General features: G+C 70.6%; 28 protein-coding genes and 1 tRNA gene. 8 read left to right on the top strand and 21 right to left on the bottom strand.

Going from position 1 to position 26,316, the window contains the following annotated elements:
- Positions 1-23 precede the first annotated feature (23 nt).
- The 8 genes from ABZ441_RS21315 to ABZ441_RS21280 form a co-directional block, all read right to left on the bottom strand.
- The gene (locus ABZ441_RS21315) at positions 24-155 is read right to left on the bottom strand and encodes a hypothetical protein (protein ID WP_356840489.1); all 132 of its coding nucleotides are present in this window, start codon (positions 153-155) and stop codon (positions 24-26) included.
- On the bottom strand, positions 152-388 hold the full coding sequence (locus tag ABZ441_RS21310; RefSeq protein ID WP_358976370.1) for a hypothetical protein: 237 nt from the start codon (positions 386-388) through the stop codon (positions 152-154). The genes ABZ441_RS21315 and ABZ441_RS21310 overlap by 4 nt, the downstream gene beginning before the upstream one ends.
- The gene (locus ABZ441_RS21305; protein WP_358976367.1) at positions 385-600 is read right to left on the bottom strand and encodes a hypothetical protein; all 216 of its coding nucleotides are present in this window, start codon (positions 598-600) and stop codon (positions 385-387) included. Before ABZ441_RS21305 ends, ABZ441_RS21310 begins: the two co-directional genes overlap by 4 nt.
- Before the next feature lie 72 nt (positions 601-672).
- Positions 673-882: a hypothetical protein gene (locus ABZ441_RS21300; protein ID WP_358976364.1), complete on the bottom strand. Its 210-nt coding sequence runs from the start codon at positions 880-882 to the stop codon at positions 673-675.
- Entirely contained in the window at positions 882-1,322 is a 441-nt protein-coding gene (locus tag ABZ441_RS21295; RefSeq protein ID WP_358976361.1) for a hypothetical protein, read from the bottom strand. The genes ABZ441_RS21300 and ABZ441_RS21295 overlap by 1 nt, the downstream gene beginning before the upstream one ends.
- Before the next feature lie 181 nt (positions 1,323-1,503).
- Entirely contained in the window at positions 1,504-2,706 is a 1,203-nt protein-coding gene (locus ABZ441_RS21290; protein WP_311656435.1) for a helix-turn-helix transcriptional regulator, read from the bottom strand.
- Positions 2,707-2,809: 103 nt separating this feature from the next.
- The gene (locus ABZ441_RS21285; RefSeq protein ID WP_358976358.1) at positions 2,810-3,478 is read right to left on the bottom strand and encodes an HAD-IA family hydrolase; all 669 of its coding nucleotides are present in this window, start codon (positions 3,476-3,478) and stop codon (positions 2,810-2,812) included.
- A 186-nt stretch (positions 3,479-3,664) separates the two neighbouring features.
- Complete coding sequence (locus ABZ441_RS21280; protein ID WP_358976355.1) at positions 3,665-4,147, bottom strand: DUF4265 domain-containing protein; 483 nt, start codon at positions 4,145-4,147, stop codon at positions 3,665-3,667.
- Between ABZ441_RS21280 and ABZ441_RS21275 the strand changes: the two genes are divergently transcribed.
- The 3 genes from ABZ441_RS21275 to ABZ441_RS21265 all read left to right on the top strand — a co-directional run bounded on the left by ABZ441_RS21275 (position 4,112) and on the right by ABZ441_RS21265 (position 6,888).
- Positions 4,112-4,966 carry a hypothetical protein gene (locus ABZ441_RS21275; protein WP_358976352.1) on the top strand — a complete coding sequence of 285 codons (855 nt, stop codon included), beginning with the start codon at positions 4,112-4,114 and terminating at the stop codon, positions 4,964-4,966. The genes ABZ441_RS21280 and ABZ441_RS21275 overlap by 36 nt on opposite strands.
- Positions 4,967-5,188: 222 nt before the next feature.
- Complete coding sequence (locus ABZ441_RS21270; protein ID WP_358976349.1) at positions 5,189-6,646, top strand: NF041680 family putative transposase; 1,458 nt, start codon at positions 5,189-5,191, stop codon at positions 6,644-6,646.
- 53 nt (positions 6,647-6,699) lie between these two features.
- Entirely contained in the window at positions 6,700-6,888 is a 189-nt protein-coding gene (locus tag ABZ441_RS21265; RefSeq protein WP_358976346.1) for a hypothetical protein, read from the top strand.
- 129 nt (positions 6,889-7,017) lie between these two features.
- Here ABZ441_RS21265 and ABZ441_RS21260 read toward each other — a convergent pair.
- Positions 7,018-7,092: transfer RNA gene (locus tag ABZ441_RS21260), tRNA-Thr, on the bottom strand.
- Positions 7,093-7,269: 177 nt separating this feature from the next.
- Between ABZ441_RS21260 and ugpC the strand changes: the two genes are divergently transcribed.
- From ugpC to ABZ441_RS21245, 3 genes are all read left to right on the top strand, one after another.
- Complete coding sequence (gene ugpC / locus ABZ441_RS21255; RefSeq protein WP_358976343.1) at positions 7,270-8,406, top strand: sn-glycerol-3-phosphate ABC transporter ATP-binding protein UgpC; 1,137 nt, start codon at positions 7,270-7,272, stop codon at positions 8,404-8,406.
- A gap of 231 nt (positions 8,407-8,637) precedes the next feature.
- Positions 8,638-9,051 (top strand): hypothetical protein, encoded by a 414-nt coding sequence (locus tag ABZ441_RS21250; protein WP_358976341.1) that lies wholly within the window; start codon positions 8,638-8,640, stop codon positions 9,049-9,051.
- A 36-nt stretch (positions 9,052-9,087) separates the two neighbouring features.
- Complete coding sequence (locus ABZ441_RS21245; RefSeq protein ID WP_358976338.1) at positions 9,088-9,807, top strand: nucleotidyltransferase family protein; 720 nt, start codon at positions 9,088-9,090, stop codon at positions 9,805-9,807.
- 158 nt (positions 9,808-9,965) lie between these two features.
- Here the strand turns inward: ABZ441_RS21245 and ABZ441_RS21240 are convergent, their stop codons facing one another.
- The 10 genes from ABZ441_RS21240 to ABZ441_RS21195 form a co-directional block, all read right to left on the bottom strand.
- On the bottom strand, positions 9,966-11,579 hold the full coding sequence (locus ABZ441_RS21240; protein ID WP_358976336.1) for a DoxX family membrane protein: 1,614 nt from the start codon (positions 11,577-11,579) through the stop codon (positions 9,966-9,968).
- A gap of 527 nt (positions 11,580-12,106) precedes the next feature.
- The gene (rlmB, locus tag ABZ441_RS21235; RefSeq protein WP_358976334.1) at positions 12,107-13,063 is read right to left on the bottom strand and encodes a 23S rRNA (guanosine(2251)-2'-O)-methyltransferase RlmB; all 957 of its coding nucleotides are present in this window, start codon (positions 13,061-13,063) and stop codon (positions 12,107-12,109) included.
- 106 nt (positions 13,064-13,169) lie between these two features.
- Complete coding sequence (gene cysS / locus ABZ441_RS21230) at positions 13,170-14,570, bottom strand: cysteine--tRNA ligase (protein WP_358976331.1); 1,401 nt, start codon at positions 14,568-14,570, stop codon at positions 13,170-13,172.
- Positions 14,571-14,624: 54 nt separating this feature from the next.
- Positions 14,625-15,881: an MFS transporter gene (locus tag ABZ441_RS21225; protein WP_358976328.1), complete on the bottom strand. Its 1,257-nt coding sequence runs from the start codon at positions 15,879-15,881 to the stop codon at positions 14,625-14,627.
- Positions 15,878-17,590: an ABC transporter permease subunit gene (locus ABZ441_RS21220; RefSeq protein WP_358976326.1), complete on the bottom strand. Its 1,713-nt coding sequence runs from the start codon at positions 17,588-17,590 to the stop codon at positions 15,878-15,880. The genes ABZ441_RS21225 and ABZ441_RS21220 overlap by 4 nt, the downstream gene beginning before the upstream one ends.
- Positions 17,591-17,594: 4 nt before the next feature.
- Positions 17,595-19,103, bottom strand: coding sequence for an ABC transporter substrate-binding protein (locus ABZ441_RS21215; protein WP_358976420.1), 1,509 nt, complete (start codon positions 19,101-19,103; stop codon positions 17,595-17,597).
- 33 nt (positions 19,104-19,136) lie between these two features.
- On the bottom strand, positions 19,137-19,736 hold the full coding sequence (locus ABZ441_RS21210) for a GNAT family N-acetyltransferase (RefSeq protein ID WP_358976323.1): 600 nt from the start codon (positions 19,734-19,736) through the stop codon (positions 19,137-19,139).
- A gap of 144 nt (positions 19,737-19,880) precedes the next feature.
- Positions 19,881-20,399: a 2-C-methyl-D-erythritol 2,4-cyclodiphosphate synthase gene (gene ispF / locus ABZ441_RS21205; protein ID WP_358976319.1), complete on the bottom strand. Its 519-nt coding sequence runs from the start codon at positions 20,397-20,399 to the stop codon at positions 19,881-19,883.
- Entirely contained in the window at positions 20,389-21,153 is a 765-nt protein-coding gene (ispD, locus tag ABZ441_RS21200) for a 2-C-methyl-D-erythritol 4-phosphate cytidylyltransferase (RefSeq protein ID WP_358976316.1), read from the bottom strand. Before ispD ends, ispF begins: the two co-directional genes overlap by 11 nt.
- 340 nt (positions 21,154-21,493) lie before the next feature.
- Positions 21,494-21,976 carry a CarD family transcriptional regulator gene (locus ABZ441_RS21195; protein ID WP_006380568.1) on the bottom strand — a complete coding sequence of 161 codons (483 nt, stop codon included), beginning with the start codon at positions 21,974-21,976 and terminating at the stop codon, positions 21,494-21,496.
- A 654-nt stretch (positions 21,977-22,630) separates the two neighbouring features.
- Here ABZ441_RS21195 and ABZ441_RS21190 point away from each other — a divergent pair.
- Entirely contained in the window at positions 22,631-23,287 is a 657-nt protein-coding gene (locus tag ABZ441_RS21190) for a DUF461 domain-containing protein (RefSeq protein ID WP_358976310.1), read from the top strand.
- A gap of 114 nt (positions 23,288-23,401) precedes the next feature.
- Here ABZ441_RS21190 and ABZ441_RS21185 read toward each other — a convergent pair whose 3' ends face one another.
- Positions 23,402-24,082 carry a response regulator transcription factor gene (locus tag ABZ441_RS21185; RefSeq protein ID WP_014047499.1) on the bottom strand — a complete coding sequence of 227 codons (681 nt, stop codon included), beginning with the start codon at positions 24,080-24,082 and terminating at the stop codon, positions 23,402-23,404.
- On the bottom strand, positions 24,079-25,347 hold the full coding sequence (locus ABZ441_RS21180; protein WP_358976306.1) for an ATP-binding protein: 1,269 nt from the start codon (positions 25,345-25,347) through the stop codon (positions 24,079-24,081). The genes ABZ441_RS21185 and ABZ441_RS21180 overlap by 4 nt, the downstream gene beginning before the upstream one ends.
- Positions 25,348-25,542: 195 nt before the next feature.
- Between ABZ441_RS21180 and phoU the strand changes: the two genes are divergently transcribed.
- Complete coding sequence (gene phoU / locus ABZ441_RS21175; RefSeq protein ID WP_358976303.1) at positions 25,543-26,220, top strand: phosphate signaling complex protein PhoU; 678 nt, start codon at positions 25,543-25,545, stop codon at positions 26,218-26,220.
- Positions 26,221-26,316: the final 96 nt, after the last annotated feature.

The following is a 26,316-nucleotide window of genomic DNA, read 5'->3' as shown; positions in this document are numbered from 1 at the left end:
TCGGCCTCTTCGCTCAGCGCAGGTCAGGGCGTGATCCGTACGGTCGAAGCGGTCACGCCGATCACGAAGCCGCAGGAGGCGGAAACGAGCACGATGAGCAGCGGTCCGGTGTAGCGGGCGATTCTGGCGACCTGGGCGGTGACGCGGCCCGTCATGGCCCCCACCACGCCTTCCACGGACGAGTGATGACCTCCCGGTACGTGTGGTGCGCCGGATTGCGCCCGCCGTGCGCGAACACCCAGTTCTGGGAGGCCGAGAATTCGGTGTCCGTGGGCGAGATCTCGCCGCACACCGCACACTGCATTGCGTAACTGGTCGGCTCAGCGTCCGGCTCCCGGTCGGGCTGCAGCGTCCACCGCTGGTGCCGGACGACCGCGCGCGGACTCATCGGCTGGCCTTCTCGGTCATCCGCGACTCGCGGAGCGGTGTACGGCGCGCGACGCCGATGGACCCGAAGCCGGTCGGCCTGGCGAAGTGGGCCGGCAGCCCGGTGTGAGCGTGGGCGAGATCGGTCATGAGGGTGCGCAGCGCCAGGGCTGCGATCGTCACCAGACCGGGCGAGAGGTGGTTCTGGTCAATGGATGGGCCGAACGCGTACACAGGGGTTCTCCTTCCGTTGAGGGGGCGGGCATGCCTACTGATCACTCGGTTCGACGAGCAGAGCGCGCTCGGTCACCAGAGGCCGGGTTCTTCGCCGAGGCGGGAGGCGCGGCTCTTCACGACGCGGAGGGAGTCAGGTTCTGCTGTGTCCCACTGGGCCGTCGCCGGTCCCTGCCTCGGGCGCAGGACCCAGGTAGCGTTCTGCCTGATGTCGGTCACGATCGCCTGCCGGCCTTCGGCGTCCTCGACGATGTCGCCGACCTCGGCCCGTCTTGCGCTCACTACGACGCCCCCGGCGCGAGGTGCCCGTACGGGAACCGTCGGGCGGCTCCCTCGAAGAGAGTGCGACGGTGTTCGGGCTGGCCCGGAGTGCGGGGCGGCGGCCCGGTCGTCGCTTCCACGAGAAAGCCACCCCGGTCCCTGACGAGAACGCCGAGGGCGGCGAACTGCGCAGCGTCGAGCGTCACGTGGGAGATGGCCACCACGACAACGCCGCGCACGAGACCGGACGACAGAGCGCCCGTCATGGCCTGCCAGCCAAGGCGAGACCTCAGGGGCGCACTCGGGTCGCGGTCGGTCCACGCGCCGGCCACGTGCCAATGACGGGCATCGGCGTAGTGGCGGGCACGGCGCTCGGCCTCGCGTACGGCATAGGTGGAGCTGGCGCAGGAGTAGACGGCTACCGGCACATGTCCGACGCCGCCGAGCGGAGTGTTCGGCATGCCCCAAGCGTGCTGGCGGCGGTCCGTGCGGAACAGGCACGCCCCGTGGCTGTGGAGCGGACCGCACGGGCGGACGCCGCCACGTCGCGTAACCGCCATGACCCCCGGTGGGGCGGGCCAGTGCCACGAAGCGTGGCGGCAGTCACGCCTCCTGTCGCCCCGCTGCTACGGGTCGTGGCAGTCAGCGGACGCCCAGGGGTACTCCCGCCGCATGGGCCAGTCCACGCAGGCGGCCGACGGACACGCCGGCCAGGCGGGAGATGATCACGCCGGGCAGCATCTGGTGCTGCACCCAGCCGGGCGCCATGCCGCACACGGCTTCGAGAGTGTCGGCGGCCTGGTCCCAGCGGCGACATTCCACGTGGGTCAGGGCCATATCGAGGCCATACCGGGCCCGGGTGGCGAGAGGGACGGTGTCGTCGAGCTTGACGGTGTCCATGAGGCGCAGCGCTCCTGGAATGTCGCCGAGAGCAACGGCGATGCTCATGGCCTGGGTAGCGGCGTAGAGGGGTCCGTAGGGCTGCGCGTGCCCTCCACGGGCGTGTTCGGAACCGAGCCGTGCCCCGACGGCGTGAGCCTGAGAAAGGTACTCGCGGGCGGTCTCGGCGGAGGAGCCGCCTCGGGAGGCTGCCACGGCTGCGTTGGTGACGAGCTGGCCGTAGACCGCCAGCCGGTCCGGGTCGTGTTCCGACATCTTCGGCTCGATCCGGTCCGCCTGGGTGGCTGCAAGCGAGAACCCCTGCGCGGTCCGACCGTCGCGGAGGTTGACCCATGCAGTAGTGGCGGCAAGGTGCGCATCACGAAGGTCGTCGCCCGCCTGTACGGCGATCTGTCGGCCGTAGGTGAGCGCCGCGTAGGCAAGGTCCCGTGAGCCCCAGACGTTCGCGGCCATGGCGGCGGTCTGGAAGACATCGGCCAGAACGCCGGCGGCTGCCGCCTTCTCGTCGGTGTTCGATGCGTCGTACCGTGCGCGGGCCTCGGGCAGTAGCGCGCCGAGCAGAACACCCAGTTCGGTGTACCGACCCGCCCAGTAGGCGGCGTCGGCGTCTTGGAGAACTGCCCGCAGCTCGTCGACCGTGCCCGGTTCGGCCTCGGCCGGGATACCGAGGGCGGCGTCGTGAGTGGCGCCGGACAGGGACCGCAGGGCCGCTCGCTCGTCGCGGTCCATGGAGCGACGAGGCGCCTGCTGTCCGAAGAGCACAGCGATGTCGGTGCCGAGGGCGGAAGCGATGGAAAGCAGTGAAGGAAGAGAGGCGGTGCCGCCGCGTTCCAGCTTCCTTACGACGCCGACGGACACCTCGGCGGCCTCGGCCAGCTGCTCCTGCGTCATGCCGTTGCGGAGCGCCTTGAGTCTCTCGGCGGTGGTGTACTCCGACCATTGCATGAGAGCCACTTCCCCTTCTGATCCGCCAGGAGTTGACCGTACCCAGGGCGAAGGGAGGGCCAACACCCCTTCCCAGAAAGGAGACCCGTTGGTGTGGCTGGAATCAGCTCTGCACAGCGAGGGTCGCCGTCACGCCGAGCAGGCGCTCCAGCTCGGCGACTGCGGAGTCCTCGTCCGTCGCGAGGACGGTGGTGATCCCTAGGGCTTCGGCGGGCGGAAGGTTCACCCGATGGTCGTCGACGAACACGCACGCCGTTCCGGGGAGACCGAGGCGGTCCAAGGTGAGTTGGTAGATCGCAGGGTCCGGCTTCGCCATGCCGACGACTTCGGAGATGACGTGCACGTCGAAGAGGTCCCAGATGCCGACGTGCTCGTACGGGTTGAAGGGGTCCAGGCCGAAGCTGTTCGACAGGAGGGCGAGCCGGTAGCCCGCTTCCTTGGCCGCGCGGGCAAGGGCTGCCATGCGAGGTGCCGCCGGCACTTTGGACCAGGCGCGGCCCATCAGGTTCACCGGGTCGACGTTTGTACCGAGCAGAGCAGCAGTCTGCGCGTTCCATTCGACCTGGCCGAGCTGACCGATTTCCAGCGCCGCATACAGGCGTCGCCCTTCGGCGGTGTCGTTGAGAGTGACGCGCCACGCCTCCGCGTGCAGGCCCTCCGCCTCGGCCCAGAGGCGGTGGGTCGGCCGGGGATCGGCAGTCAGCACTCCGGCGAAGTCCAGGATGAGCCCGCGCGGGGCTGTGGGTTCGGGGGTACCGGCGGGCATCGGCATGGTTGCGAGCGTCCTCTCCGTCGACCTCATGGAAACGCTACCCCGCCCTGAGGCCGGAAAGGATTCTCCCGGCGACCGCAGATCACGATGGACATCGTCGAACCGATCGAGATTGGCCACGGGCCGTCAGGACCTGGCAGAGGAAACAATCGGCTTGCCCGTGCCGAGGGCACAACTCTTGCTGATTCAGACGGCATTTTCCCAAGCGGAGGTGACACACCCTTCCTCCCAGTGCCACCACTCCTTTGCCGCACCGTGCTCCAGAAGCTTTCGGATCTTCGGCAGGTCCGCCTCCGGGGGGACATCCAGAGCCACCATGCGGAAGCGTTCGATGCCCTCGCCGGTCGTGCCGAGGCGGTGGAAGGTCTCCAGCGCGGTCTGCCGGGCAGCAGCTGAGCCCCCGTCCTTCAGCACGATCAACCGAATCGTGCAGTTCTGCGACGGCTGGATCGTCTCCCGGGCATAGAGAACACCATCGTCTTCAAGCTCCACTCTGATGATGTCCCCGCTGGCGACTCCTCGGACGAACCACGGTGTGTTGTCGAGCCGTACCGTGCCGTTCCCGAGCTTCACCGCCCAGAGACTCTCGATGCTCGCCGGAGGCCAGCCGTCCTCGTCCACTTCAATTCTGAAGTGGACCTTTACATGGTCGTCACTGATGTTCGTCACGGCACCATCCTCCACACCGTACGCACGACCCCGATCCAGGTGGCACCGTCGTGGCTGGTTGGGCAAACGCGCGGGCGTGGTCGGCGGTTGCGCGACGAAGGGCTGCTGACCGACTCCGCGTGCAGCGGCGAACGAAGTCAGCCGACACACCGCAACGGAGAACCGATGAAGCTGCCTGTCGTAATACACCGGGCCCGCTTGGGAGCCGATGAGTTCAGAGTCGTCCGACCTGCCCAGCCGTTGACCCGTGCCGTGCTCATCGACCACGACCGGCACCTGGACGCCTACCTCGACCAGGACGCCGCCCGAAGCATTGCCGGACTGTGGATGCTCGCAGCACGCTCGCCACGCTCGCTGATACATCTGCCTATGCGAGCCAACCACCCGCCGGCCCGGGAGGTGCCTGACGACGTCGGCGTCCAGCTCGACCTCGTGCTCCTGCACCATTCGCTGCAGTTCGCTCCCTCACACTGGAAGCAGGTGCGAGGCCGCCTCGGCCCCGGCCGCCCCCAGACCGTGAGCTTGCCCGAGGCAGAACATGACGATGTTGCGGTGGCCGACTACGCGGCACGTCACTACCGGGAGAACCGCGACCTGTTTCACCAGCACCTTCATGCCGAGACGCTGTTCATGACCGGCAGCACGAAGGTGTTCCGAGAGGCCGCGCGGCACTTCCTCGATGTCGCCCGCAAGGGACCGGGCTATGTCCCAGTCCACCCGAGCTACCCGCACTTCTGCACAGAGCTGCACTCGAACGACGGCATCCTCGGCGACGCCCGCGAGATCCACATCGAGTACTTCGACCAGTGGAACTCATGAGCTCCAGCCACTGAGAACGGCCTAATGGCGGCGACCAACGAGGCAGGCATTGGGACAGTTCTGATATCCGACGTCACCATTAACTTGATCTTTAACCTCGGGGTCCGAACGGTTCGTCGTACTTGATCACTCGGACTGGTAACTGAGGTACACGCAGGCGGCCTTCGGCTGAGCATGTGATCCGACCAAGGAACACGCAAGCTCAGCACGAAGGCCGTGGGTATGAGTCTGTCGCATCACGTTGCCCGGCAGGATCCGTTTGCGGGACTGTCACGCTTCCGGGGTGAGTTCTACTCCTGTCTGACCAAACGTGCGGATGCGTTGTTCGAACTCGCGGACGCGGTGTTGTGCGCCGATGGTCCGGTCCGGTCGCTGGTGGAACTGTCGCTGGTGGGTGAACACCGGCGTGGGCACGGCGGGCTCTACGACGCCCTGTCCGCGGGCCGGGTCGATGTCGCCCGGCTGAGGCGGGCCCTGGCGGCGGTGCCGCTGCCGCGGGCGGCGGACGGCCGGCTGGTGCTGGCCGCCGACCTGACCTGCTGGCTGCGGCCCAGCGCTCACACTTCACCGCAGCGGATCCTGTGCCACACCTATGGGCGGGGCAAAGACCAGCACATCCCTGTCCCCGGCTGGCCGTATTCAGTGATCTGCGCTCTGGAGACCGGCCGCAGTTCCTGGACCGCACCGCTGGACGCGCTACGTCTGGCACCGGGGGATGACGCCGCCACTGTTACCGCTAGGCAGATGCGCGAGCTGGTCGAGCGGCTCATCACGGCCGGGCAGTGGAAGGACGGCGACCTGGAGATCCTGATCGTGGTGGATGCCGGCTATGACGTGCCCCGCCTGGCCTTCCTTCTGCAGGACCTGCCGGTGCAGGTGCTGGGGCGGATGCGTTCGGATCGAGTCCTGCGACGTGCGGTCCCATGCCGCGAGCCGGGCGTCCGGGGCCGTCCGCCCCGCCACGGCGGCGAGTTCGTCTTCGGTGACCCCGCCACCTGGAACACTCCCGATGCCCAGACTGTGACCGAGACCCGCCTCTACGGCACCGCCATCGCACGGGCCTGGGACCGGCTCCATCCGAGACTGACCCATCGCTCGGCCTGGACGGCTGCCCTCGGTGCCCTGCCGGTCATCGAGGGCACCGTGATCCGCTTGCAGGTTGACCACCTGCCCAGCGGGGCAACACCGAAGCCGGTCTGGCTGTGGTGGTCAGGCACCGATGCCACGGAAGCCGACGTCGACACGCTCTGGCAGGCATTCCTGCGGCGCTTCGACATCGAACACACCTTCCGCCTGTTCAAGCAGACTCTGGGCTGGACCTGCCCGAAGATCCGCAGCCCCGAAGCCGCCGACCGCTGGACCTGGCTGATCGTCGCGGTCTTCACTCAGCTCCGGCTCGCTCGCCCGCTGGCGGCCGACCTGCACCGACCATGGGAAAAGCCAAGTCCCGCGGACAGACTTACCCCTGCCCGAGTCCGCCGCGATTTTCGGCACCTGCGGCCGAAGGCCGCTTGCCCGGCCAGAGGACCGAAATCCTCTCGGCCAGGCCCGGGACGGCCACCCGGCAGCAAGAACAACCAACCCACTGCACGCTATGACGTCCACACCGTCGGCAAACCCGGCCCCGCGAAGCGACGAACGAAGAAGTCAACGACCCTTCGTCCACGCCGCACAGGTTAAAGATCAAGTTAAGCGTCCTGCCCCACGTCGGCATGAGCGCCGCCGAGGCACCCGTGAAGCCCGTCCCCCTCCAGCGCAAGACCGAGCCCGAGAAAGCGGCGCTCAAGGCCGCGAAGAAAGAGAAGGCCAAGAAGGCTGCGGTCAAGAACGCTGACAGGGCCAAGGGCGGCAAGCCGAGCACAAAGGCGAAAGCCCAGCCCGAGGAGTCCGTGAAGGCCAAGCGCCGGAAGCCCAAGAAGTAGGGGTCTCTGAGCAGCTCCGCTCCCGCACCGCTCACGCAGGCCCTCCCACCGCGCCCCGCTCATCCGGCACACCCGCCCCGGAACAGCAGAAACCCCAGGTCACGGGCTATGCGACCTGGGGTTTCACCGAGCCTCCTGTCGGATTCGAACCGACGACCTACGCATTACAAGTGCGTTGCTCTGGCCGGACTGAGCTAAGGAGGCGTGCGAGAGCAGTGTAACCAACGCCGGGACCGGAACCTGCTCGATATTCGGAACCTCGGACTACTGACAGATCCGAGAACGCCAGGTAGCGTCACCTCAGGTTCACTCCAGTGGACCACACCACTCCCTTACTCGGATCGTCCGGCACGTTCCTGCCGGTGGAGGAGAAGAATCGCCATGGCCAGTGTCACGTTCGACAAGGCGTCCCGCGTCTACCCCGGCTCCACGAAGCCGGCTGTGGACCAGCTCGAGATCGACATCGAGGACGGCGAGTTCCTCGTCCTCGTCGGTCCTTCCGGTTGTGGCAAGTCGACCTCCCTGCGCATGCTCGCGGGTCTTGAGGACGTCAACGGCGGCGCGATCCGCATCGGTGACCGCGACGTCACGCACCTGCCCCCGAAGGACCGGGACATCGCCATGGTGTTCCAGAACTACGCGCTCTACCCGCACATGTCCGTCGCGGACAACATGGGCTTCGCGCTGAAGATCGCCGGGATCAACAAGACGGAGATCCGGGCGAAGGTCGAAGAGGCGGCCAAGATGCTGGACCTCACCGACTACCTCGACCGCAAGCCGAAGGCGCTCTCCGGTGGTCAGCGTCAGCGTGTGGCGATGGGCCGCGCGATCGTGCGTGAGCCGCAGGTCTTCCTCATGGACGAGCCGCTGTCGAACCTCGACGCCAAGCTCCGTGTGTCGACCCGTACGCAGATCGCCTCGCTGCAGCGCCGCCTCGGCATCACCACCGTGTACGTCACCCACGACCAGGTCGAGGCCCTCACCATGGGCGACCGCGTCGCGGTCCTCAAGGACGGTCTGCTCCAGCAGGTCGACTCGCCGCGCAACATGTACGACCGCCCGGCGAACCTCTTCGTCGCCGGCTTCATCGGCTCCCCCGCGATGAACCTCGTCGAGGTCCCGATCACCGACGGCGGTGTGAAGTTCGGCAACAGCGTCGTCCCGGTCTCCCGCGAGGCGCTCAGCGCCGCCGCGAACCGCGGTGACACCACCGTCACGGTCGGCATCCGCCCGGAGCACTTCGACATCGTCGAGCACGGTGGCGCCGCCGCGACCGGCCTCTCCAAGGCGTCCTCCGACGCCCCGGCCGGCCTCGCCGTCTCCGTCAACGTCGTCGAGGAGCTCGGCGCCGACGGCTTCGTCTACGGTGCCGCGCAGGTCGGTGGCGAGCACAAGGACCTGGTCGTCCGTGTCGGCGGCCGCGCCGTTCCGGAGAAGGGCACCGAGCTCCACGTCGTGCCTCGCCCGGACGAGCTGCACGTCTTCGCCACGTCGACCGGTGAGCGCCTGACCGCCTGATCCGCCTGATCCGCCTGATCCGTCGAACGGCCCCGCGTCCTTCCAGGACACGGGGCCGTTCGCGTGTCGCGGGTCGGATTCGGGTTTGGCCCACAAGGGCGTCAAATACCCCGGCACACCGGTCAATTCATCCCAGCACGTCAACGTCTGATTCGAAAAGACATCTCGAACCATCCCCCGCAGGGGTGACGAAATGTCGCCAAGTCATCACCGACCGCTACGCTCGCCTGCGTGACCCACACCGCGCGCCGAATCGGCCGAACCCTAGCTCTCGTACTGCCCGTCGTCATGGTTCTGTCCGGGACCCTCGCGGTCACCCGTGTGCAGTGGTCGGGGCAGGACACCGAGACCCAGCTGCTGACCGCCGCCTCGGAGACCGTAGCCAAGCAGGCGAAGGCCCGGGCCCCTCATGACGTCCTGCGGGACAAGCTCCTGCTGGAGCTCCGGGAGAAGGATCCGGGTGTCGCGCTGACGAGCCTCCAGCGCACCGTCGAGGGGCGGCCCTCCCTGGCGAAGCACTGCATGTCGATCGCCAGGGCGCTCGGCAAGGCCGCCGTCGACCAGTACGGCCCGACGCGTGCCCACCGCTTCTCCCGTCCCGTCTGCGACACCTCGTTCGCCTCTGGCGTCGCCCAGTTCAGCTGAGCCGGGGGTGTCCGGGCACGGCATATCGTGCCTGGCATGCATACGTATCCGACGCAGGCCGTGATCCTGGCGGGTGGTCAGGGCTCGCGGCTGCGCCCGTACACCGATGACCGCCCCAAGCCGATGGTCGAGATCCCGGGGACCGGGACCCCGATCATCGGCCATCAGCTGTCCTGGCTGGCCGCCGAGGGCGTCACCGACGCCGTGATCTCGTGCGGCCATCTTGCCGATGTGCTGCAGGAGTGGCTGGTCTCGGCCGATCTTCCGCTGCGCGTCACGACCGTCGTCGAGACCGAGCCCCTGGGCCGGGGCGGCGGTCTCAAGCATGCCGCGGCGCGGCTGCCGCATCCGTCGGAGCCCTGGTACGCGACCAACGGCGACATCTGGACGCGCTTCTCGCTGCGGGAGATGGCCGCGTTCCACGCCGAGCGGGACGCCACCGCGACGCTGGCGCTCGCCCGTCCGCGGATCCCGTGGGGCGCCGTGGAGACCGACGCGTTCGGTCACATCACCGACTTCATCGAATCGCCGCCGTCGCCGTATCTGATCAACGCGGGCGTGTACGTCTTCGCGCCCGCGTTCACCTCGATGCTGCCGGACCGCGGCGACCACGAGCGGACGACCTTCCCCCGGCTGGCCCGGGAACGCCGGCTGGCCGGGTTCCCGCTGCCGCACGGGGCCTACTGGCGGGCCATCGACACCGCGAAGGACCTCACGGAGGCGGCGAAGGAACTGGGCGCCCACGCGGGCGGCTGACCACACGGGCGCGGCCGAGCACTCTCGGCTGACCGAACGGACGTCCGGACACGCCGCGTCCGGCCCGGCACGGTGCTGACCGGGCGGAGGATCCGTACGTGCGCGAGGGCGGTCACCGGTTGCCCGGTGACCGCCCTCGCGGTGGTGCGGTGCCTGCGTCAGCCGAGCAGACCGCCGATGGGGTTCTGGCCCGCGCCTCCGGAGGAGCCGCCGTCGGAACCACCCGTGGAACCGCCGTCGTCGGATCCGCCGGTCGTGCCGCCGGAACCGTCGGAACCGGAGGAGCTGGGACCAGGGTCGCCCGTCGGGGGCTCCTGCGGGGCCGGCGCCTGCGGGGGTGCCTGGCCGGTGCCCTGGGTCTGGCTGGGCCGACCCGTGCTCGCCCCTGCCGTCGGTCCGGATTCGCGTCCGGCCGCGGAGCCCGGGGTGGACTCCTTCGCCGACGGGGTACCGGGGGCGCTGGAGGGCGCGGTCTCGGGGGCGCGGTTGTCCGGGGTCCTGGAGGGCCCGTCCTTCTTGCCCGTGGACTCCTCGGGGAGCGGGGAGCCGGGCAACTGGTTGGTCGGGTAGCTGTCGGGGCCCGGCACGGTGACGACCTCGGTGGAGCGGACGGCACCGCCGAGCATCGAGCCGACCAGCAGGGTCAGGCCGACGACGACGGTGGCGACCACGGTGCCGCGGCGCAGTACCCGGCGGCGGAGGTCCCAGATCGCCGACCGCGGGCCGAGCGTGCGCCAGGCCTCCCCGGCCAGGCGCCCGTCGAGGGAGTAAACGGGCGCACCGGCGATGACGAGGGGGCTCCAGGCCGCCAGCAGGATGATGTCGGGGGTGTCGTAGGCGGCGGCGCTGCGCCAGCTGACCGTGACCAGGACGGCGGCGGAGAGCAGCGCGCCGAAGGCGGCCGCGACGCGCTGCCAGAGCCCGAGGACCGTGAGGACGCCGACGACGACCTGGAGGAAGGCGATGGTGAGCCCGGCGGCCACGGGGTGGGACAGCGCGACGTCGCGCAAGGGCTCGGCGGCGGACCAGGGCTGCAGCGAGGTCAGCCACTTGACCATCGACCCGCGGTCGCCGTCGTCGAAGTAGGCGGGGTCGCAGAGCTTGCCCATGCCGGCGTAGATCGAGAAGAAGCCGAGGATGACGCGCAGCGGGAGGAGGACGACGCCGAGGTTCATCCGGCGGCCGGGGTAGTAGGCGTGCCGGACGGTGTCGCCCGACGGGCGTCGTTCCCCGGCGGAGGTGTCGCTCCGGCCCTCGGCGTCGGCATCGTCGTCGGTGACGTCGTACGCGTCGCGAGGCTGCGTCTCCATGGCGTCGTACGCGCCGACGGCCCGCCGCATGGGCGGCAGGAGCGGGCCGTTCCGGCCGCCGCCGGGCCGGTGGGGTGCGGGAACGACGGGATTGGGCTGTGTCTCGTCGAGGCGCGGGATGACCTGGGTGCCTCCCCCGCCGTCGTAGCCGGCGGGACGGGTGTCCAGGTGCCCCGCGGTGGAGTTGCGTACGGCCTGGAGGAGCCCGGTCGCTCCGGGGTCGCCCGGCGCGGACCTGCCGCTCCAGACGACGGGAGCCCGCCTGCGGCCGCCCGCGCCGCTCATGGCGGGGATCCTGGGTCCGGCGGAGCCCACGGGGCGCAGACGGGTGCGCTGCCCCGGGGCGAGCTGCACCCGGAAGCTGGCGTGGCTGACGATGACCTGGGCGGGGTCGCTGTCCACCTTCGTCATGCTCAGGGCGGGTTGGTCGTCGAACCGAGGCGTTCTGGTGTCCACACTCATCTAACCGAGTGATGTGTGATTAGGACACTGCCTCGACTCGTCCGAAGTGTCCGAGACCCGTCAACAGTCCCCGACGTCGGGTGCGTCCGTGTTCGCCGGGCACTCGGCGTGCGCGGGAGGTGGGCCCGCCGGGGGGCGGCTCCGCGGCCGGCACGAGCCGGTGATCCAGGGGCGGTTGCCGTGGTCCCGCCACGGCGCGGAGCCACCGGGCCGGGGCGGGAACGCGTACCGACCGTACGCCGGTGCGCGGGTACGGAGGCCGGCTGTTCCCGCCCGCGCGCCCCCGGCAGACGGATGGCGTACTTCGCCCGGCCGGCCGGCGGTTCGGCGAAGTGGATTCCGCGTAGCCGCGCCGCGTCCGGAGGCCGACCCGGGCGGATGCCGGTGCGGAGTGACGCAGGTAGGGCCCGGTGCGGGGGTAGCGCCCGGGTGCGGGGCCTGTCGGGCATCTGCCCGGCCGCCCCGGCCGCGGACGTCCCGCGGAGCAACGCAGGGACCCGGTCATGGGCCCTGCGACCTCCCGGGCGTCACGCCCTGCGGCGCGCCACCTCGTAGAGCACGATGCCCGCGGCGACACCGGCGTTCAGGGATTCGGCGCCGCCCGGCATGGAGATCCGGACCCGGTAGTCGCAGGTCTCGCCGACGAGGCGGCCCAGGCCCTTGCCCTCACTGCCGATGACGATGACGACGGGACCCCCCAGGGCCTCGAGGTCCTCGACGGTGTGCTCGCCGTCGGCGGCGAGGCCGACCACGGTGAGGCCGGCCTTCTGGTAGCCCTCCAGGGCGCGGGTCAGGTTGGTGACGCGCGAGACGGGCGTGCGGGCCGCGGTGCCGGCCGAGGACTTCCAGGCCCCGGCCGTCATGCCGGCCGCCCGGCGCTCGGGGACGACCACGCCGTGGCCGCCGAAGGCGGAGACGGAGCGGACGATCGCGCCGAGGTTGCGGGGGTCGGTGACGCCGTCGAGGGCGACGATCAGCGGGTCCTCGTTGTTGTCGTACGCGGCGGCGGTGAGGTCCTCCGGGTGCGCGTACTCGTACGGCGGGACCTGGAGCACGAGGCCCTGGTGGTTCAGGCCGTTCGTCATCCGGTCGAGCTCGGGGCGCGGGGCCTCCATGAGGTGGATGTTGCCGCGCTCACCGGCGAGCTGGAGCGCCTCGCGGACGCGCTCGTCGTTGTCGATGTACTGCTGGACGTAGAGGGTGGTCGCGGGAACGCCGTCGCGCAGCGCCTCGAAGACCGGGTTACGGCCGACGACCATCTCCGACGTGCCCTTGGCGCCACCGCGGCGCGGGGCGGGGCGGCGGGCGACGGCCTGCTTGGCCTGGGCGTTCGCCACCCTGTTCTTCTTGTGTCCCTTGCGGGCGGAGGCGGGCGGCGTCGGGCCCTTGCCTTCGAGAGCACGGCGTCGGTTACCGCCGCTGCCGACCTGCATGCCCTTCTTGTTGGACGTGCGGCGGTTCCTGCGCTGGCTGTTCCCGGCCATGACCTACCTGTTTCGTTGCTTCAGAAAAACGTCGTCAAGTGAAAGTGTGCCGCCCGGACGGCCGGGCGGCACATTTGCGCTGCTCACGCATGGTGCGAAGGTCCGCTCAGCGCGGTCCGAGTGTCCACCGGGGTCCGCTGGGGCTGTCCTCGATGACGAGGCCGGACTGGTTGAGCTGGTCGCGGATGGCGTCGGCCGCAGGCCAGTCCTTGCGCTCGCGGGCCGACTGGCGCTGGTCGAGGACGAGCCGTACGAGGGTGTCGACGACGCCGTGCAGGTCCTCGCCCCGGTCGCTCTCGCCCGCCCAGTGGGGGTCGAGCGGGTCCAGACCGAGGACTCCGAGCATCGCGCGCACCTCGGCGAGACGGGCGACCGCGGCTTCCTTGTCGTCCGCGGCGAGGGCCGAGTTGCCCTGCCGGACGGTGGTGTGGACGATCGCGAGCGCCTGCGGGACGCCGAGGTCGTCGTCCATGGCCTCGGCGAAAACGGGCGGCACCTCGGCGGCGGGCTCGACCGGTCCCCCGGCCTTCTCCACCACACGCTGGACGAAGCCCTCGATCCGCGCGAAGGCGGACTCCGCCTCGCGCAGGGACTCCTCGCTGTACTCGATCATGGAGCGGTAGTGCGGGGTGCCGAGGTAGTAACGCAGGACGATGGGGCGCCAGGCCTTCACCATCTCGCTGACCAGCACGGAGTTACCCAGGGACTTCGACATCTTCTCGCCGGACAGGGTGACCCAGCCGTTGTGCACCCAGTACTTCGCGAAGTCGTCGCCGAATGCCTTGGCCTGTGCGATCTCGTTGTCGTGGTGGGGGAAGATCAGGTCGATGCCGCCGCCGTGGATGTCGAAGGCGGTACCGAGGTACTTGTGCGCCATCGCGGAGCACTCGAGGTGCCAGCCGGGACGGCCGCGGCCCCACGGGGTCTCCCAGCTGGGCTCGCCGGGCTTGGCCGCCTTCCACATGGCGAAGTCACGCTGGTCGCGCTTGCCGGTCTCGCCGTCACCGGAGGGCTGGCGCAGGTCGTCGAGGTCCTGGTTGGAGAGCTCCAGGTATCCCTCGTACGAGCGGACGTCGAAGTAGACGTTGCCTTCGGCCTCGTAGGCGTGGCCACGCTCGATGAGGCCGCGCATCATCTCGACCATCTCGGTGATGTGGCCGGTAGCGCGCGGTTCGTACGTGGGCGGGAGGCAGCCCAGGGCGTCGTAGCCGTCGTTGAAGGCGCGTTCGTTCTCGTAGCCGATGGACCACCAGGGGCGGTTCTGCTCGGCCGACTTCTTGATGATCTTGTCGTCGATGTCGGTGACATTCCGGATGAACGTCACGTCGTAGCCGCGGTATTCGAACCAGCGGCGCATGATGTCGAAGTTCAGCCCGGACCTGATGTGCCCGATGTGCGGGGCGGCCTGGACAGTCGCGCCACAGAGGTAGATCGAGACACAGCCCGCGGTGAGCGGGACGAAGTCACGGATCTGCCGGGCGTTGGTGTCATGCAGGCGAATAGTCACGCCTCAAGGGTAGTGGGCCCGCACCAGTGCCCGGCGCCCCCTGTGGAAAACGTGTCACAACTGATCGGTGACGGTGGTGACGGGCTTCGGCGCGCGCCGTCCCGCGGACAGGGTCAGGGCGAGTACGGCACCCGCCAGGGGGATCGCGGCGAGCACCGCCCACAGCACGGGTCCGGGCGTGCCGAGGAGCGTTCCGGTTGCGGCGCTGCCCACCAGGACGGCGAGGCCCGACACGGAGGACAGTGCTCCCGTGGCGAGCCCGAGCCGGCCGTCGTCGACCAGGTCGGGCACGAGCCCCCGGGCGGCGGGGACCAGCAGCATCTGGCCGAGCGTGAGCAGGACGACGAGCGCGGCGCCGGGAAGCAGCCCGGCGGGGCCGTCGGGCGCGAGGGGCACGGCCACGAATCCGGCGGCGACGACGGCGAGCCCGGCGACGAGGGCGGTACGCGGCGCGACGCGGCGGGCGGACCAGCGGGTCAGCGGCAGCTGCGCGACGACGACGAGCAGGGAGGAGAGGGCGAAGAGTCCGCCGAGCGCGCTCTGGGATCCGGTGGCCCGTTCCACCTCGGCCGGCAGGGCGAGGTAGAGCTGGTTGTAGGAGACGAGGTAGCTGCTGTACACGAGGCAGAGGACGAGGAAGGGCCGGTTGGCGAAGACCTCCCGGGGCAGGACGGAACGCCTCCCGGCGGGCCGGACGCGGCGCGGCCGCCGGGGCATGAGCCGGGCGTGTCCGGCGAGCACGCCGACGAAGACCAGCGCGCCTGCCAGGCACGCGGTGCGGAAGTCGCCTCCCAGGAGCAGCAGCAGGCTGCCGACGAGGGGGCCGAGGAACGCTCCGGCCTGGCCCGCGGCGGAGAACACGGCCAGCACCTGGGCGCGCGGCGTGCCGGTCGCGGTCTCGTGGGCGACGGCGGCCCTGGCGGTCTCGGATTCGACGGCGGGTGAGAAGAGGGCTGCGGCGAAGCCGATGAGGAGGACGGCGCCGATGACGCCAGGGGTGGTACCGGCCTGGGCGAGCCAGCAGAATCCGGCGATGCGCAGCACGCAGCCGGTGAGGACGGCGGGCCGCGGGCCGTAGCGGTCGGTGAGTGCGCCGCCGACGACGAAGAGGCCCTGCTGGCTGAAGGTGCGCAGCCCGAGCACGAGTCCTACGAGCCACCCCGCCATACCGAGTCCGTCGCCGAGGTGCGTGGCGAGGTAGGGCAGGACGGCGTAGAAACCGGTGTTGAAGGCGAACTGGGTGGCGGTGAGCAGCCGGAGGTAGGGCTTGAACTCCGGGTCGGCGCCTGTGTCCTCGGTGACCGTCCTCATCGGTGACCCCGGCCGCGTACGGCCGCCGAGGTCAGTACCGCGAGCGCGCCGAGGGCGGCGAGGGCCGCGGCGGGGGCGAGGACGGCCCAGGGGGCGCGCTCGGCGTAGGGCATGTTCTCCGAGAGCATGCGGCCCCACTCCGGCGCGGGGGCCGGTGTCCCGAGGCCCAGGAAGCCGAGGGAGGCCAGCGCCAGTGCGATGGCCGGGACGCGCAGGACGGCGTGGCGTACGACCGGGGGCAGGACGCCCGGCCCGATGTGGCGGCGCAGCAGGTGCCACGGCCCGGCGCCGACGGCGAGGGCGGCGGTGACGTGCGGGGCGGCGCGTTCCTGGGCGTACAGCGCGGAGGTGTGGGCGGCGAGCGGGGCCCATGCGACGGCGGCGACGGCCGCTGCGGCGCCCCAGGCGCCGGGGCCCACGATCCCCGCGACGACGAGGCCGGCCAGGACCGCGGGCAACGCGTTGGCCGTCTCCGTGAGGGCCCCGGCGCGGGCGGCTCCGGCGAGCAGCCCCAGGAGCAGGGTGACGGCGCCGACGGCGACCGCGGTGAGTACGGTCCTGGCGGCCCCGTGGCCGAGGCGGGCGAGGACGTCGCGCCCCAGCGAGTCGGTGCCCAGCGGATGGGCCGCAGAGGGTGACCCGAGCCGCGCCGCGGCGTCGGCGTACAGGGGGTCACGCAGCAGGCCGATGAGGACGACGGCGGCGAGGAGGACTCCCAGCAGCACCGCTCCTACGGCCACGGTGCGGCGTGCGGGGAGCTTCGGCGCGACGAGCGGGGGCAGCGCGCCGTCGTCCCGTGCGGGGCCGAGCAGGGCCCTGGCGGCGAGCCGGGACGCGAGTCCGGCGGCGACGCCCAGGAGGAGCAGGAGCAGCACGCACGCCTGGAGGACCGGCAGGTCCTGGGCCAGGGCGGCGGACAAGGCCGTACCGCCGAGCCCGGGGATGGTGTAGAGCGTCTCGACGGCGACCGCACCGCCCGTCAGCCCGACGACGACGAGGCCGAGCTGGGGCAGCAGTGCGGGCAGGGCCCGGCGCAGGGCGTGGGCGGCGATCAGGCGGGCGGGCATCCCGTGGGCGGTGGCGGCGCGCGCCCAGGGTTCGGCGAACGCGGCAGGCAGCGCGTCGTCGAGGAGCCGTCCGAGCAGGGCGCCGGCGGGGACGCCCATGGCCAGGGCGGGCAGGACGAGCTGTTCGGGGCCGCCCCAGCCGAGTGCCGGGAACCAGCCCAGCTGCACGGCGAGGACGGTGGCCAGCACGGCGGCGAGGAGGAACTCCGGCAGGGCGGCGAGGACGGCGGCGCCGACGCCCGCCCGGGTGGTGACGAGCCGGCGGTGGGCACCGCGCCGGAGTGTTCCCGTGGCGAGGGCGAGTGCCAGGAGGACGGCGACGGCGAGCGAGGCGCCCATCAGGGTGAGCGAGACGCCGAGCGCGGAGGTCACGTCGGGGCCGACCGGCTGCCCGGAGACCCAGGACTCTCCCAGGTCACCGCGCGGCAGTCCGGCCGCCCAGGCGCCGAGGACGTGCAGTGGGCCGCCGTCGAGTCCGGTCTCCGCGCGGATCGCGTCGAGCACGGCCGGCGTGGACGGACGGTCCGCGTAGCGGGCGTGCAGGATCGTCAGCGCCGGATCGGTGCGGGTCAGCCTGGGCAGCAGGCCGATGACGGCGACGACGGCCAGGAGCGCACCGAGCCGCCCGGCCAGGTACTTCACCCGGTCACCCGATGCGGGTGTCGGCGGTGATGAGGGTGCGTTCCATCGGGTCGAGGGCCACGCCTTCGACCCGGGCGTCGTCGTAGCCCTGGACGAAGCGCTCGTGGACGAGCGGTACGAGCGCGTCGGCGCCCAGGACCGCGGCCTCTGCGGTCATCTCGGCGCCGTGGCGGGCGTCGGTGGCGCGCAGCGAAGCGGCCTTGTCCACGGCAGCGTCGACGCTCTTGTCGCACAGCTGGGAGATGTTGAAGCTGCCGTCGCAGGTGAAGTCGGAGGCGAGGTAGGAGACGGGGTCCGCGGTGTCCAGCAGGGTGTTGCGCGCCTGGATGAACCCGTCGTACTTCCCGGCGAGTGCGTCCGCCTCCATCTGCGCGTAGTCGCGGACGACCTGCCTGACGGTGAAACCGCGCTTCTCGAGCTGCTGCTGGACGAGCGTGGCGACCTCGGGGAGCTCGGGCCTGTTGGTGTAGGTGGCGAGGACGATCTCCTGCGTCCTCGAAACCTCGTCGCGGCTCGCCGCGGGGGTCCGGCCGGTGGGCGCGGTGCGCTTCCCGGCCGCCCACGGGATGCCGGGGCCGAGGAGCCCCTTCGCAGTGTCCGCACGGCCCTCGTACACTCCGGCGACCAGCGCCTCGGAGTCGATGGCCTCACGGGCGGCGGCGCGCATGGCCGGGTCGGCGAAGACACCGTGCTCGGTGTTGAGCGAGAGGCCGTTCGTCCGGGCGGACGGGAACTCGTGGACGTACGAGTCACCGAGCAGGGACGCCTGCGCGATCGGCACGTACTCGGCCACGTCGACGGCCTTCGTGCGCAGCGCGTTGGCGCGGGCGGTGCCGTCCGCGGCGAAGGTGACGTCGACGCCGGGGGCCTTCGCCTGGTCGCCCCAGTAGTCGGCGTTGCGCTCGAGGGTGGCGGAGACGGCGCCCTTGACGCCGGCCAGGGTGAACGGTCCGGTGGCGTGCCCGGCGGGGTTCACCTTTCCGTCCTTGTACGCGCCGGCGGACAGGATCGTGAGGGACGGGTTGGCGAGCCGCTGCGGGAGCAGGGGGTCCTCCGCCTTCGTGACGATCCGTACGGTGCCTGAGCCTGTGGCCGTGGCCGTCAGGGGGGTGTCGGACAGCACCCGGGGCAGCGGGGACGCCTTGCCCGCGGCGGTGAGGGAGCGGACGACGGCGTCCGCGTCGACCTTCGCGCCGTCCTGGAAGACGGCGTCGCGGAGGGTGAACGTCCACGTGGTGGGGTTGTCCTGCTTCCAGGACGCGGCGAGGGCGGGCTCGGCGGCGCCGTTCCCGTCCAGGGTCGTGAGGCCCTCGATGACGGCGAGACGGCTGAGGGTGACCGCGTCGTCCCCGTACGGGGACATGGCCTGGGCGGGCGGGAAGGCCATGACGACCCGGAGCCGCTGGTCGTCGCCGGACGCTCCGGAGCCGCTCGACGAGGAACAGGCGGCGAGGGGGAGCAGCAGGGCGGCAGTGGCGATGACCGGCAGCGGGAAGCGCCGGCTTCGGGGCATAGGCATGACGGAAACCCTATATGAAAACGATTATCATCTGATATTCGGGGTGATCGATCCCCCGGGAACGGGCATCGGCAGCTGGAAGTGGACGATGCCCTGCCCTCCGTCCGGCAGCGCGCGTTCGTCGCAGACCTCGCGGGCGAGGGAGCGCCAGAACGGCTCGGCGCCCGGCACGGCCGGATCGGTGTGCAGATAGAGCGACGTGTAACCGCCCACCCGCGCGGCGAAGTCCCCGAGCTCCCGCACCAGCATGCGGGCCAGGCCGTGCCTGCGGTGTTCGGGCCGTACGTAGATCCGGCAGAGCTGGGCCGTCGAGCCGGACGGAAAGCGGTCCGCGAGCCACTGCGGGTTGGGCGGCGCCTGCGGACCCCGGTCCCGCACCGCACCCGTCGCCACGACCTCGCCGTCGCGCACGACGACCAGGAGCGTGCAGCGCGAGGGGCGAAGATACGCGCCCTCCAGGTCGATGATGTCGGCGTGCCAGCGGGGCACGTAGCCCGAGCGCAGGTCGCGGTAGACGGTGTCCAGCATGACGGCCCGGGCACCGCCGACGTCCGCCGCGGTGGCGGTCCGCAGGACGTAGCCGGCCGGCGCGTCCGGCACCCTCGTCGCCCCGGCTGTCGCGCTCACCACTGACGTTCACCCTTGTCTCGACCCGTACGGCACATCACCTGCCGCACCAGCGTACGTGCAAACGATGCGCAACAAGCCGCCGGGGTTCCCGGCGGCTTGTTGCGCGGACGGAAGGGTGCGACCCCGCCTGGGGGTCGGGCGTCAGTCCTGGACGCGGTAGACCAGAGCGGTCGCGATGCCCGCGATCCCCTCGCCCCGCCCGGTGAATCCGAGGCCGTCGGAGGTGGCGGCGGAGAGCGACACGGGTGCGCCCACGGCGTCGGACAGCACCTTCTGGGCCTCCGCGCGCCGCTTGCCGATCTTCGGCCGGAGGCCGACGACCTGCACGGCGACGTTGCCGATCCCGAAGCCCTCGGCACGCACGATCCGGGCGGCCTCGGTGAGCAGGGTGACGCCGGACGCGCCCGACCACTCGGGACGGCCTGTGCCGAAGTGCTGCCCCAGATCACCGAGCCCGGCAGCCGAGAACAGCGCGTTGCAGGCGGCGTGCGCCACGACGTCGGCGTCGGAGTGCCCGGCCAGGCCTGGGCCCTCGCCCTCCCACAGCAGCCCGGCGCACCAGAGCTCGCGGCCCTCCTCGAAGGCGTGGATGTCCGTCCCGATACCGACAAGCGGAATCACGGGCGCGGGAACCTGCTGCCGTACGTACTCAGAACCCATCGTTCGCCCTCCGGCGTGCGAGAACGGCTTCGGCCAGGACCAGGTCCAGCGGCCGGGTCACCTTGAACGCCTCTTCGTGCCCGGGTACGACCACGACGGACGCGCCGAGGCGTTCCACCATGCCGGCGTCGTCGGTCGCCCCCTCGCCGTCGACGGCCACGGCCTTGTGTGCCTGGAGAAGCGTGTCGCGGTCGAAGCCCTGCGGGGTCTGGACGGCGCGCAGCCTGGCCCTCACCGGCGTCGAGAGGACGGGCTCGGGCTCGCCCGGCGCACCCGGCTCGACCTCCTTGACCGTGTCGGAGAGCGGCAGCGCGGGGACCACGGCGGGCGCCCCGTCCCGTACGGCCTCGATGACCGCGTCCACGGTGTCGACGGGCACCAGGGGGCGAGCCGCGTCGTGGACGAGTACGACCGAGATGTCATCGGGCAGGGCGTCGAGGCCGCGCCGCACGGACTCCTGGCGGGTCGCCCCGCCGGGGACGACGAGGTAGTCGGTGCGCTCGGGCAGGGAGTGATCGGCGATGAGGTTCTTGACCTCGGGCGCGCCGTCCGGGGGCGCCACCACGACGACGAGGGTGACGGCGCGGGACGCCGCCATCGCCCGCACGGCGTGGATCAGCATGGGGGTACCGCCGAGCGCGCGCAGCGCCTTCGGGGTACCCGGGCCCAGCCGGACGCCGCGGCCCGCCGCGGGGATCACCGCCGCGGTGCGGGAGGGGCTCGGTTCAGCGGGCGTCGGTGACATGGATGACATCGGTTGCACTCCGAAGCTTCGGCAGGTTTGTTTCCACGGCACACGTGGGTAGGGGCACAGCGAGCCGGGCGCGACGCCTCGACCTGACCGGGACCCTTCCGTGAACCCCGGGTATGTCGAGCCGCTGCGGGCCCGTCGGATGAAGCAGAGGGGGCGGCGCGAGGGCACGCCGGAGGTTTTCCGACCGCCGGACGGGTCGCTGGTTCGGGCTTTCGGGTCCGAACATGCCGCAGCGCCCGACGACTCGCCGTATCGACGGCTGGTCAGCGGGCACCGCGGCATATTTTCATACGACCGGATTCAGTTCACCGGGGTCATACCGGTCACCGAGTCATCCGGTTCAGGACGCGAGAACCTCGTCGAGCAGGGCCTCGGCCTTGTCCTCGTTCGTGTTCTCCGCGAGGGCGAGCTCGCTCACCAGGATCTGGCGGGCCTTGGCGAGCATGCGCTTCTCACCTGCGGAGAGACCACGCTCGCGCTCGCGACGCCACAGGTCACGCACCACTTCGGCGACCTTGATGACATCGCCGGAGGCGAGCTTCTCGAGGTTTGCCTTGTAGCGTCGGGACCAGTTCGTCGGCTCTTCGGCGTACGGCGCGCGCAGCACCTCGAAGACCCGGTCCAGCCCCTCCTGCCCGACTACGTCACGCACACCGACGAACTCCGCATTGTCCGCCGGTACACGAACCGTCAAGTCGCCCTGGGCGACCTTGAGCACCAAGTAGGTCTTGTCCACGCCTTTGATCTGGCGAGTTTCGATAGCCTCGATCAGCGCGGCCCCGTGATGGGGATAGACCACGGTGTCGCCAACCTTGAACGTCATGTGACAGGTACCCCTTCCGTGGCTATCCAGAGTAACACGAGAACTGCTTCTCCTGAATGGCGTTTTCGCAGGTCAGGGCATATCTCGGGGCTTGACAACTACAACACGAACGTGCTGCGGAAGCCTTCCTGAGTGCGATATTCGCAGGTCGGAGCGGGCGTGCGGCCGAGCTGAAACACGCCCGTCACACGCGACGGAAGGCCTCCAGAAGAGGCTGAACATCCCGTTTTGTCGGATTCTGGATGGTGAACTTTCTGTACTCCGTTCGGACCTCGATCACCCGTACGGCCCTTAGTGTCAGTGGCCAATGAAATTGATCTACGGTCCGAGGCCGGGTCGATTATGCGGGGGAAATGGGCCACCGCCCGGAAATCGATCATCGGCCCGGTCAGCGCACCGGCCACGCGTGTTTTGTGAACGCCGCGCGAATCTCCACCGCCCCGGAGAAGGCCGCGGCACGACGTCCGCGGCGCGACCGGGAGCGCCGGTGGGGAGGTCGGACGGCCCGAGGGGCGGGTCGGGTGCGGACCCGGGACGGTGGCTCGGTAGCCTGGGCGCGCTGACACACACTTAGGGCGGCTCCACGGCCGCCCGGGGCTCCTGTCCGCAAGTCCGAAGTCCGCAGTCCGCAACGTTCAAGGAGTTGCCGCCGCCGTGAGCCGCAGCCTTCGACACGGCGCTCTCGCCGCCACTGCCCTCGTCGTCTCGATCGGCGCGCTGACCGCGTGCGGTGCGGGCAACGACGCGCAGACGCTTCAGGTCAGGCCGGACAACGCAGCCACCGCTGTCGACGACATCAAGATCCAGAACCTGAACATCATCACCCAGCCCGAGCCGGACGCGGAGGGCCCGGCGGTCATCGCCGCCACCCTCTTCAACGACGGCACGAAGCGGCAGGTGGTGGAGAAGATCACCCTGCCCGGCACCAGCGCCACCGTGAAGCTGCAGGCCGCCAAGGGCAAGGGACCGCTCGTCGTCCCGGCCGGCGGACGGGTGATCATCGGCGGTAAGGACAACGCCTCGGCCGTGATCGAGGACGGCCGCCAGGCAGGGGCCGGCGGCAACGTCCAGAACGTCGCCTTCACGTTCAGCGAGACGGGTGACGTCCAGCTCGGCGCCGCCATCGTCCCGGCGACCGGCTACTTCGCGGACTTCGGCCCGAGCACGTTGCCGTCGGCGAAGCCCGAGCCGACCCCCTCGGGCTCCACGTCCGAGACGCCGGGCGCCCCGTCGGACGGCACCTCCGAGAGCCCCTCCGGCACGGCGACCGACACGTCGACGCCGACCGACGAGGCAACCGCCACCGACTGACCGCGCGTGTGGGAGGCCTCCCCCGGCCGGTGTGTACGGAGGGGGTGCCTCCCTTACGCACGTGTGGGGGCGCCTCCCCCCGGAGACACCCCCAGACGGCCCGCAGACTGCGGTCTACGGCTCGAACTTGTAACCCAGGCCCCGCACCGTCACCAGATAACGCGGCGCCCCGGGGTCGGGCTCGATCTTGGCGCGGAGCCGCTTGACGTGGACGTCCAGGGTCTTCGTGTCACCCACGTAGTCCGCACCCCACACGCGGTCGATCAGCTGCATGCGCGTCAGCACCCGCCCCGCGTTGCGCAGGAGCATCTCGAGCAGGTCGAACTCCTTCAGCGGGAGGTCGACCTTGCCACCGGAGACCGTGACGACGTGACGGTCCACGTCCATCCGGACGGGGCCGGCTTCCAGGGCCGCCGGAGTGACCTCCTCCGGCTCGCCGCGGCGACGCAGCACCGCACGGATGCGGGCCACCAGCTCTCGCGAGGAGAAGGGCTTGGTCACGTAGTCGTCGGCTCCTATCTCCAGGCCGACGACCTTGTCGATCTCGCTGTCCTTCGCGGTGACCATGATCACCGGGACGTTGGACCGGACGCGCAGCTGCCGGCAGACCTCCGTACCGGGCAGGCCCGGCAGCATCAGGTCGAGCAGCACGAGGTCGGCGCCGTTGCGCTCGAACTCGTCGAGGCCGTCCGGGCCGGTGGCCGCGATGGCCACCTCGAAGCCTTCCTTGCGCAGCATGTAGGACAGGGCGTCGCTGAAGGATTCCTCATCCTCGACGACAAGCACTCGGGTCACGGAAGAGCCTCCGGGGCAGGAAATGGTGCGTAGGAATCGGTCTCGTAGGGCCCGTCGTCGTCAACAGCACCGTTGACGACGAGAGGTCCGCCGGTTTTACGACCCCGTACGACGCCCGACTCGGGCAGTCGCAGGGTGAAGGTGGAGCCCTGTCCCTCGGAGCTCCAGACGGTGACCTCCCCGCCGTGCGAGGCGGCCACATGCTTGACGATGGCGAGGCCGAGACCGGTGCCACCGGTGGCCCGTGAGCGGGCCGGGTCGACGCGGTAGAACCGCTCGAAGACACGCTCACGGTCCTTCTCGGAGATGCCGAGACCCTGGTCGGTCACGGCTATCTCGATCAGATCCCCGCCGGGCGCGGCCAGCTTCCGGGCGGCGATGCCGACGCGTGTGCGGGCGGGGCTGTAGTTGACGGCATTCTCCACGAGATTGCCGAGCGCGGCCGCGAGCTGGCTCCGGTTCCCCCAGACGGAGAGGTCCTCGGCGCCGCCCGATGCCATGGTGATCTGCTTCGAACCGGCCTGCTGGCGGCACCGGTCCACAGCCTCGGCGACCAGCTCCTCCACCCGTACGGGTTCGGCGTCCTCGAGCGGGTCGTCGTTCTGCACCCGGGAGAGGTCGATGAGCTCCTGCACGAGGTTGGTGAGCCGGGTCGCCTCGATCTGCATGCGGCCGGCGAACCGCTCCACCGCCTCCGGATCGTCGGAGGCGTCCATGACGGCTTCGGAGAGCAGGGAGAGCGCGCCCACCGGGGTCTTGAGCTCATGGCTGACGTTGGCGACGAAGTCGCGCCGGACCGCTTCTATGCGGCGGGCCTCTGTGAGGTCCTCCACCAGCAGCAGGACCAGGCGTGAGCCCAGCGGGGCGACCCGGGCCGAGACGGCGAGCGCCTCGCCACGGCCCGTACCGCGACGCGGGAGGTCCAGCTCCACCTGCCGTATCTCACCGTCCCGCCGGGTGTCCCTGGCCATGTGGAGCATCGGCTCGACCGCCAGGCGTCCGCCCCTGACCAGACCCAGCGCGTACGCGGCGGAGCTGGCCTTGACCACGCCGTCGCTCTCGTCGAGCACGACCGCGGAGGAGCTGAGCACGGAGAGGACCGTGTCGACCCCCGGGGGAAGCGCCGCGTTGCCGTCGGGCCGCAGGGACGTACGCGTGGGGCGCTTCTGCTCGCGTTCGCTCCAGCGGAACGCCAGCATGGCGATCACACCGGTACACAGCCCGGCGATCGCGGCAGCTGCGGCGACCGCCGCGTTCACGTCCATGTCTCAAGGTTATGCGGGCTCGCCGACTCTCTCCCAGCCATCCGGGTGCCATCTCGAACACTCGTCGCCCAGAGTTCACCAAGGGGATAGTGACGGTTCACTTAGGCGGCCGGATCCCGACGCGTTCGCCCCGCACCGTGGCAGCGTGGGGGTCGGCCCCAAGACCCCGGCCTCAGGATCTGGAGAGGGACTTCCATGCGCGACGCTTATCACGAGGAACTCGATTCGATCGGCGAGGGCCTGGTCGAGATGGCCCGGCTCGTCGGCTCGGCGATCGGTCGGGCCACGACGTCCATGCTCGACGCCGATCTCAAGCTGGCCGAGAGCGTGATCGCCGCGGACCAGAAGGTCGACGACCTCCAGCACGACCTGGAGGCCCGCGCCATCGCGCTGCTGGCCCGCCAGCAGCCGGTCGCCACCGACCTGCGGATCGTGGTCACCTCGCTGCGGATGAGTGCGGACCTGGAGCGCTCGGGCGACCTCGCCCAGCACGTCGCCAAGCTGGCGCGGCTGCGCTTCCCGGCGGCGGCGGTGCCGCACGACCTGCACGCGACCATCCTGGAGATGGGGCAGCTCGCCCAGCGGCTGATGGCGAAGGCAGCTGAGGTGATCATCACGAAGGACGTCGACCTGGCGCTCCAGCTGGAGCAGGACGACGACGAGATGGACCTGCTGCACCGCACGTTGTTCCAGCACCTGATGGACGACCGCTGGAAGCACGGCATCGAGACCGCCGTCGACGTCACCCTGCTCGGCCGTTACTACGAGCGCTTCGCCGACCACGCCGTGTCGGTCGCCAAGCGTGTCGTCTACCTGGTCACGGGTGAGCACGCGGACGAGATCCAGGCCGCGACGCCGGTGGAGGGGGCGTAAGGGGGCGCGGACCGTCACGGCGGACGTACCTCTGTTCCTGCACTCGTGCGCCGTTGATGCGCCCTCCGTGCTGGGCATGCAAGGGGTGCGGGGGCG

This window comes from Streptomyces sp. NPDC005752 (genome assembly GCF_040630715.1).
Lineage (GTDB): Bacteria > Actinomycetota > Actinomycetes > Streptomycetales > Streptomycetaceae > Streptomyces.
This window is presented reverse-complemented; position numbering and strand designations above follow the sequence as displayed.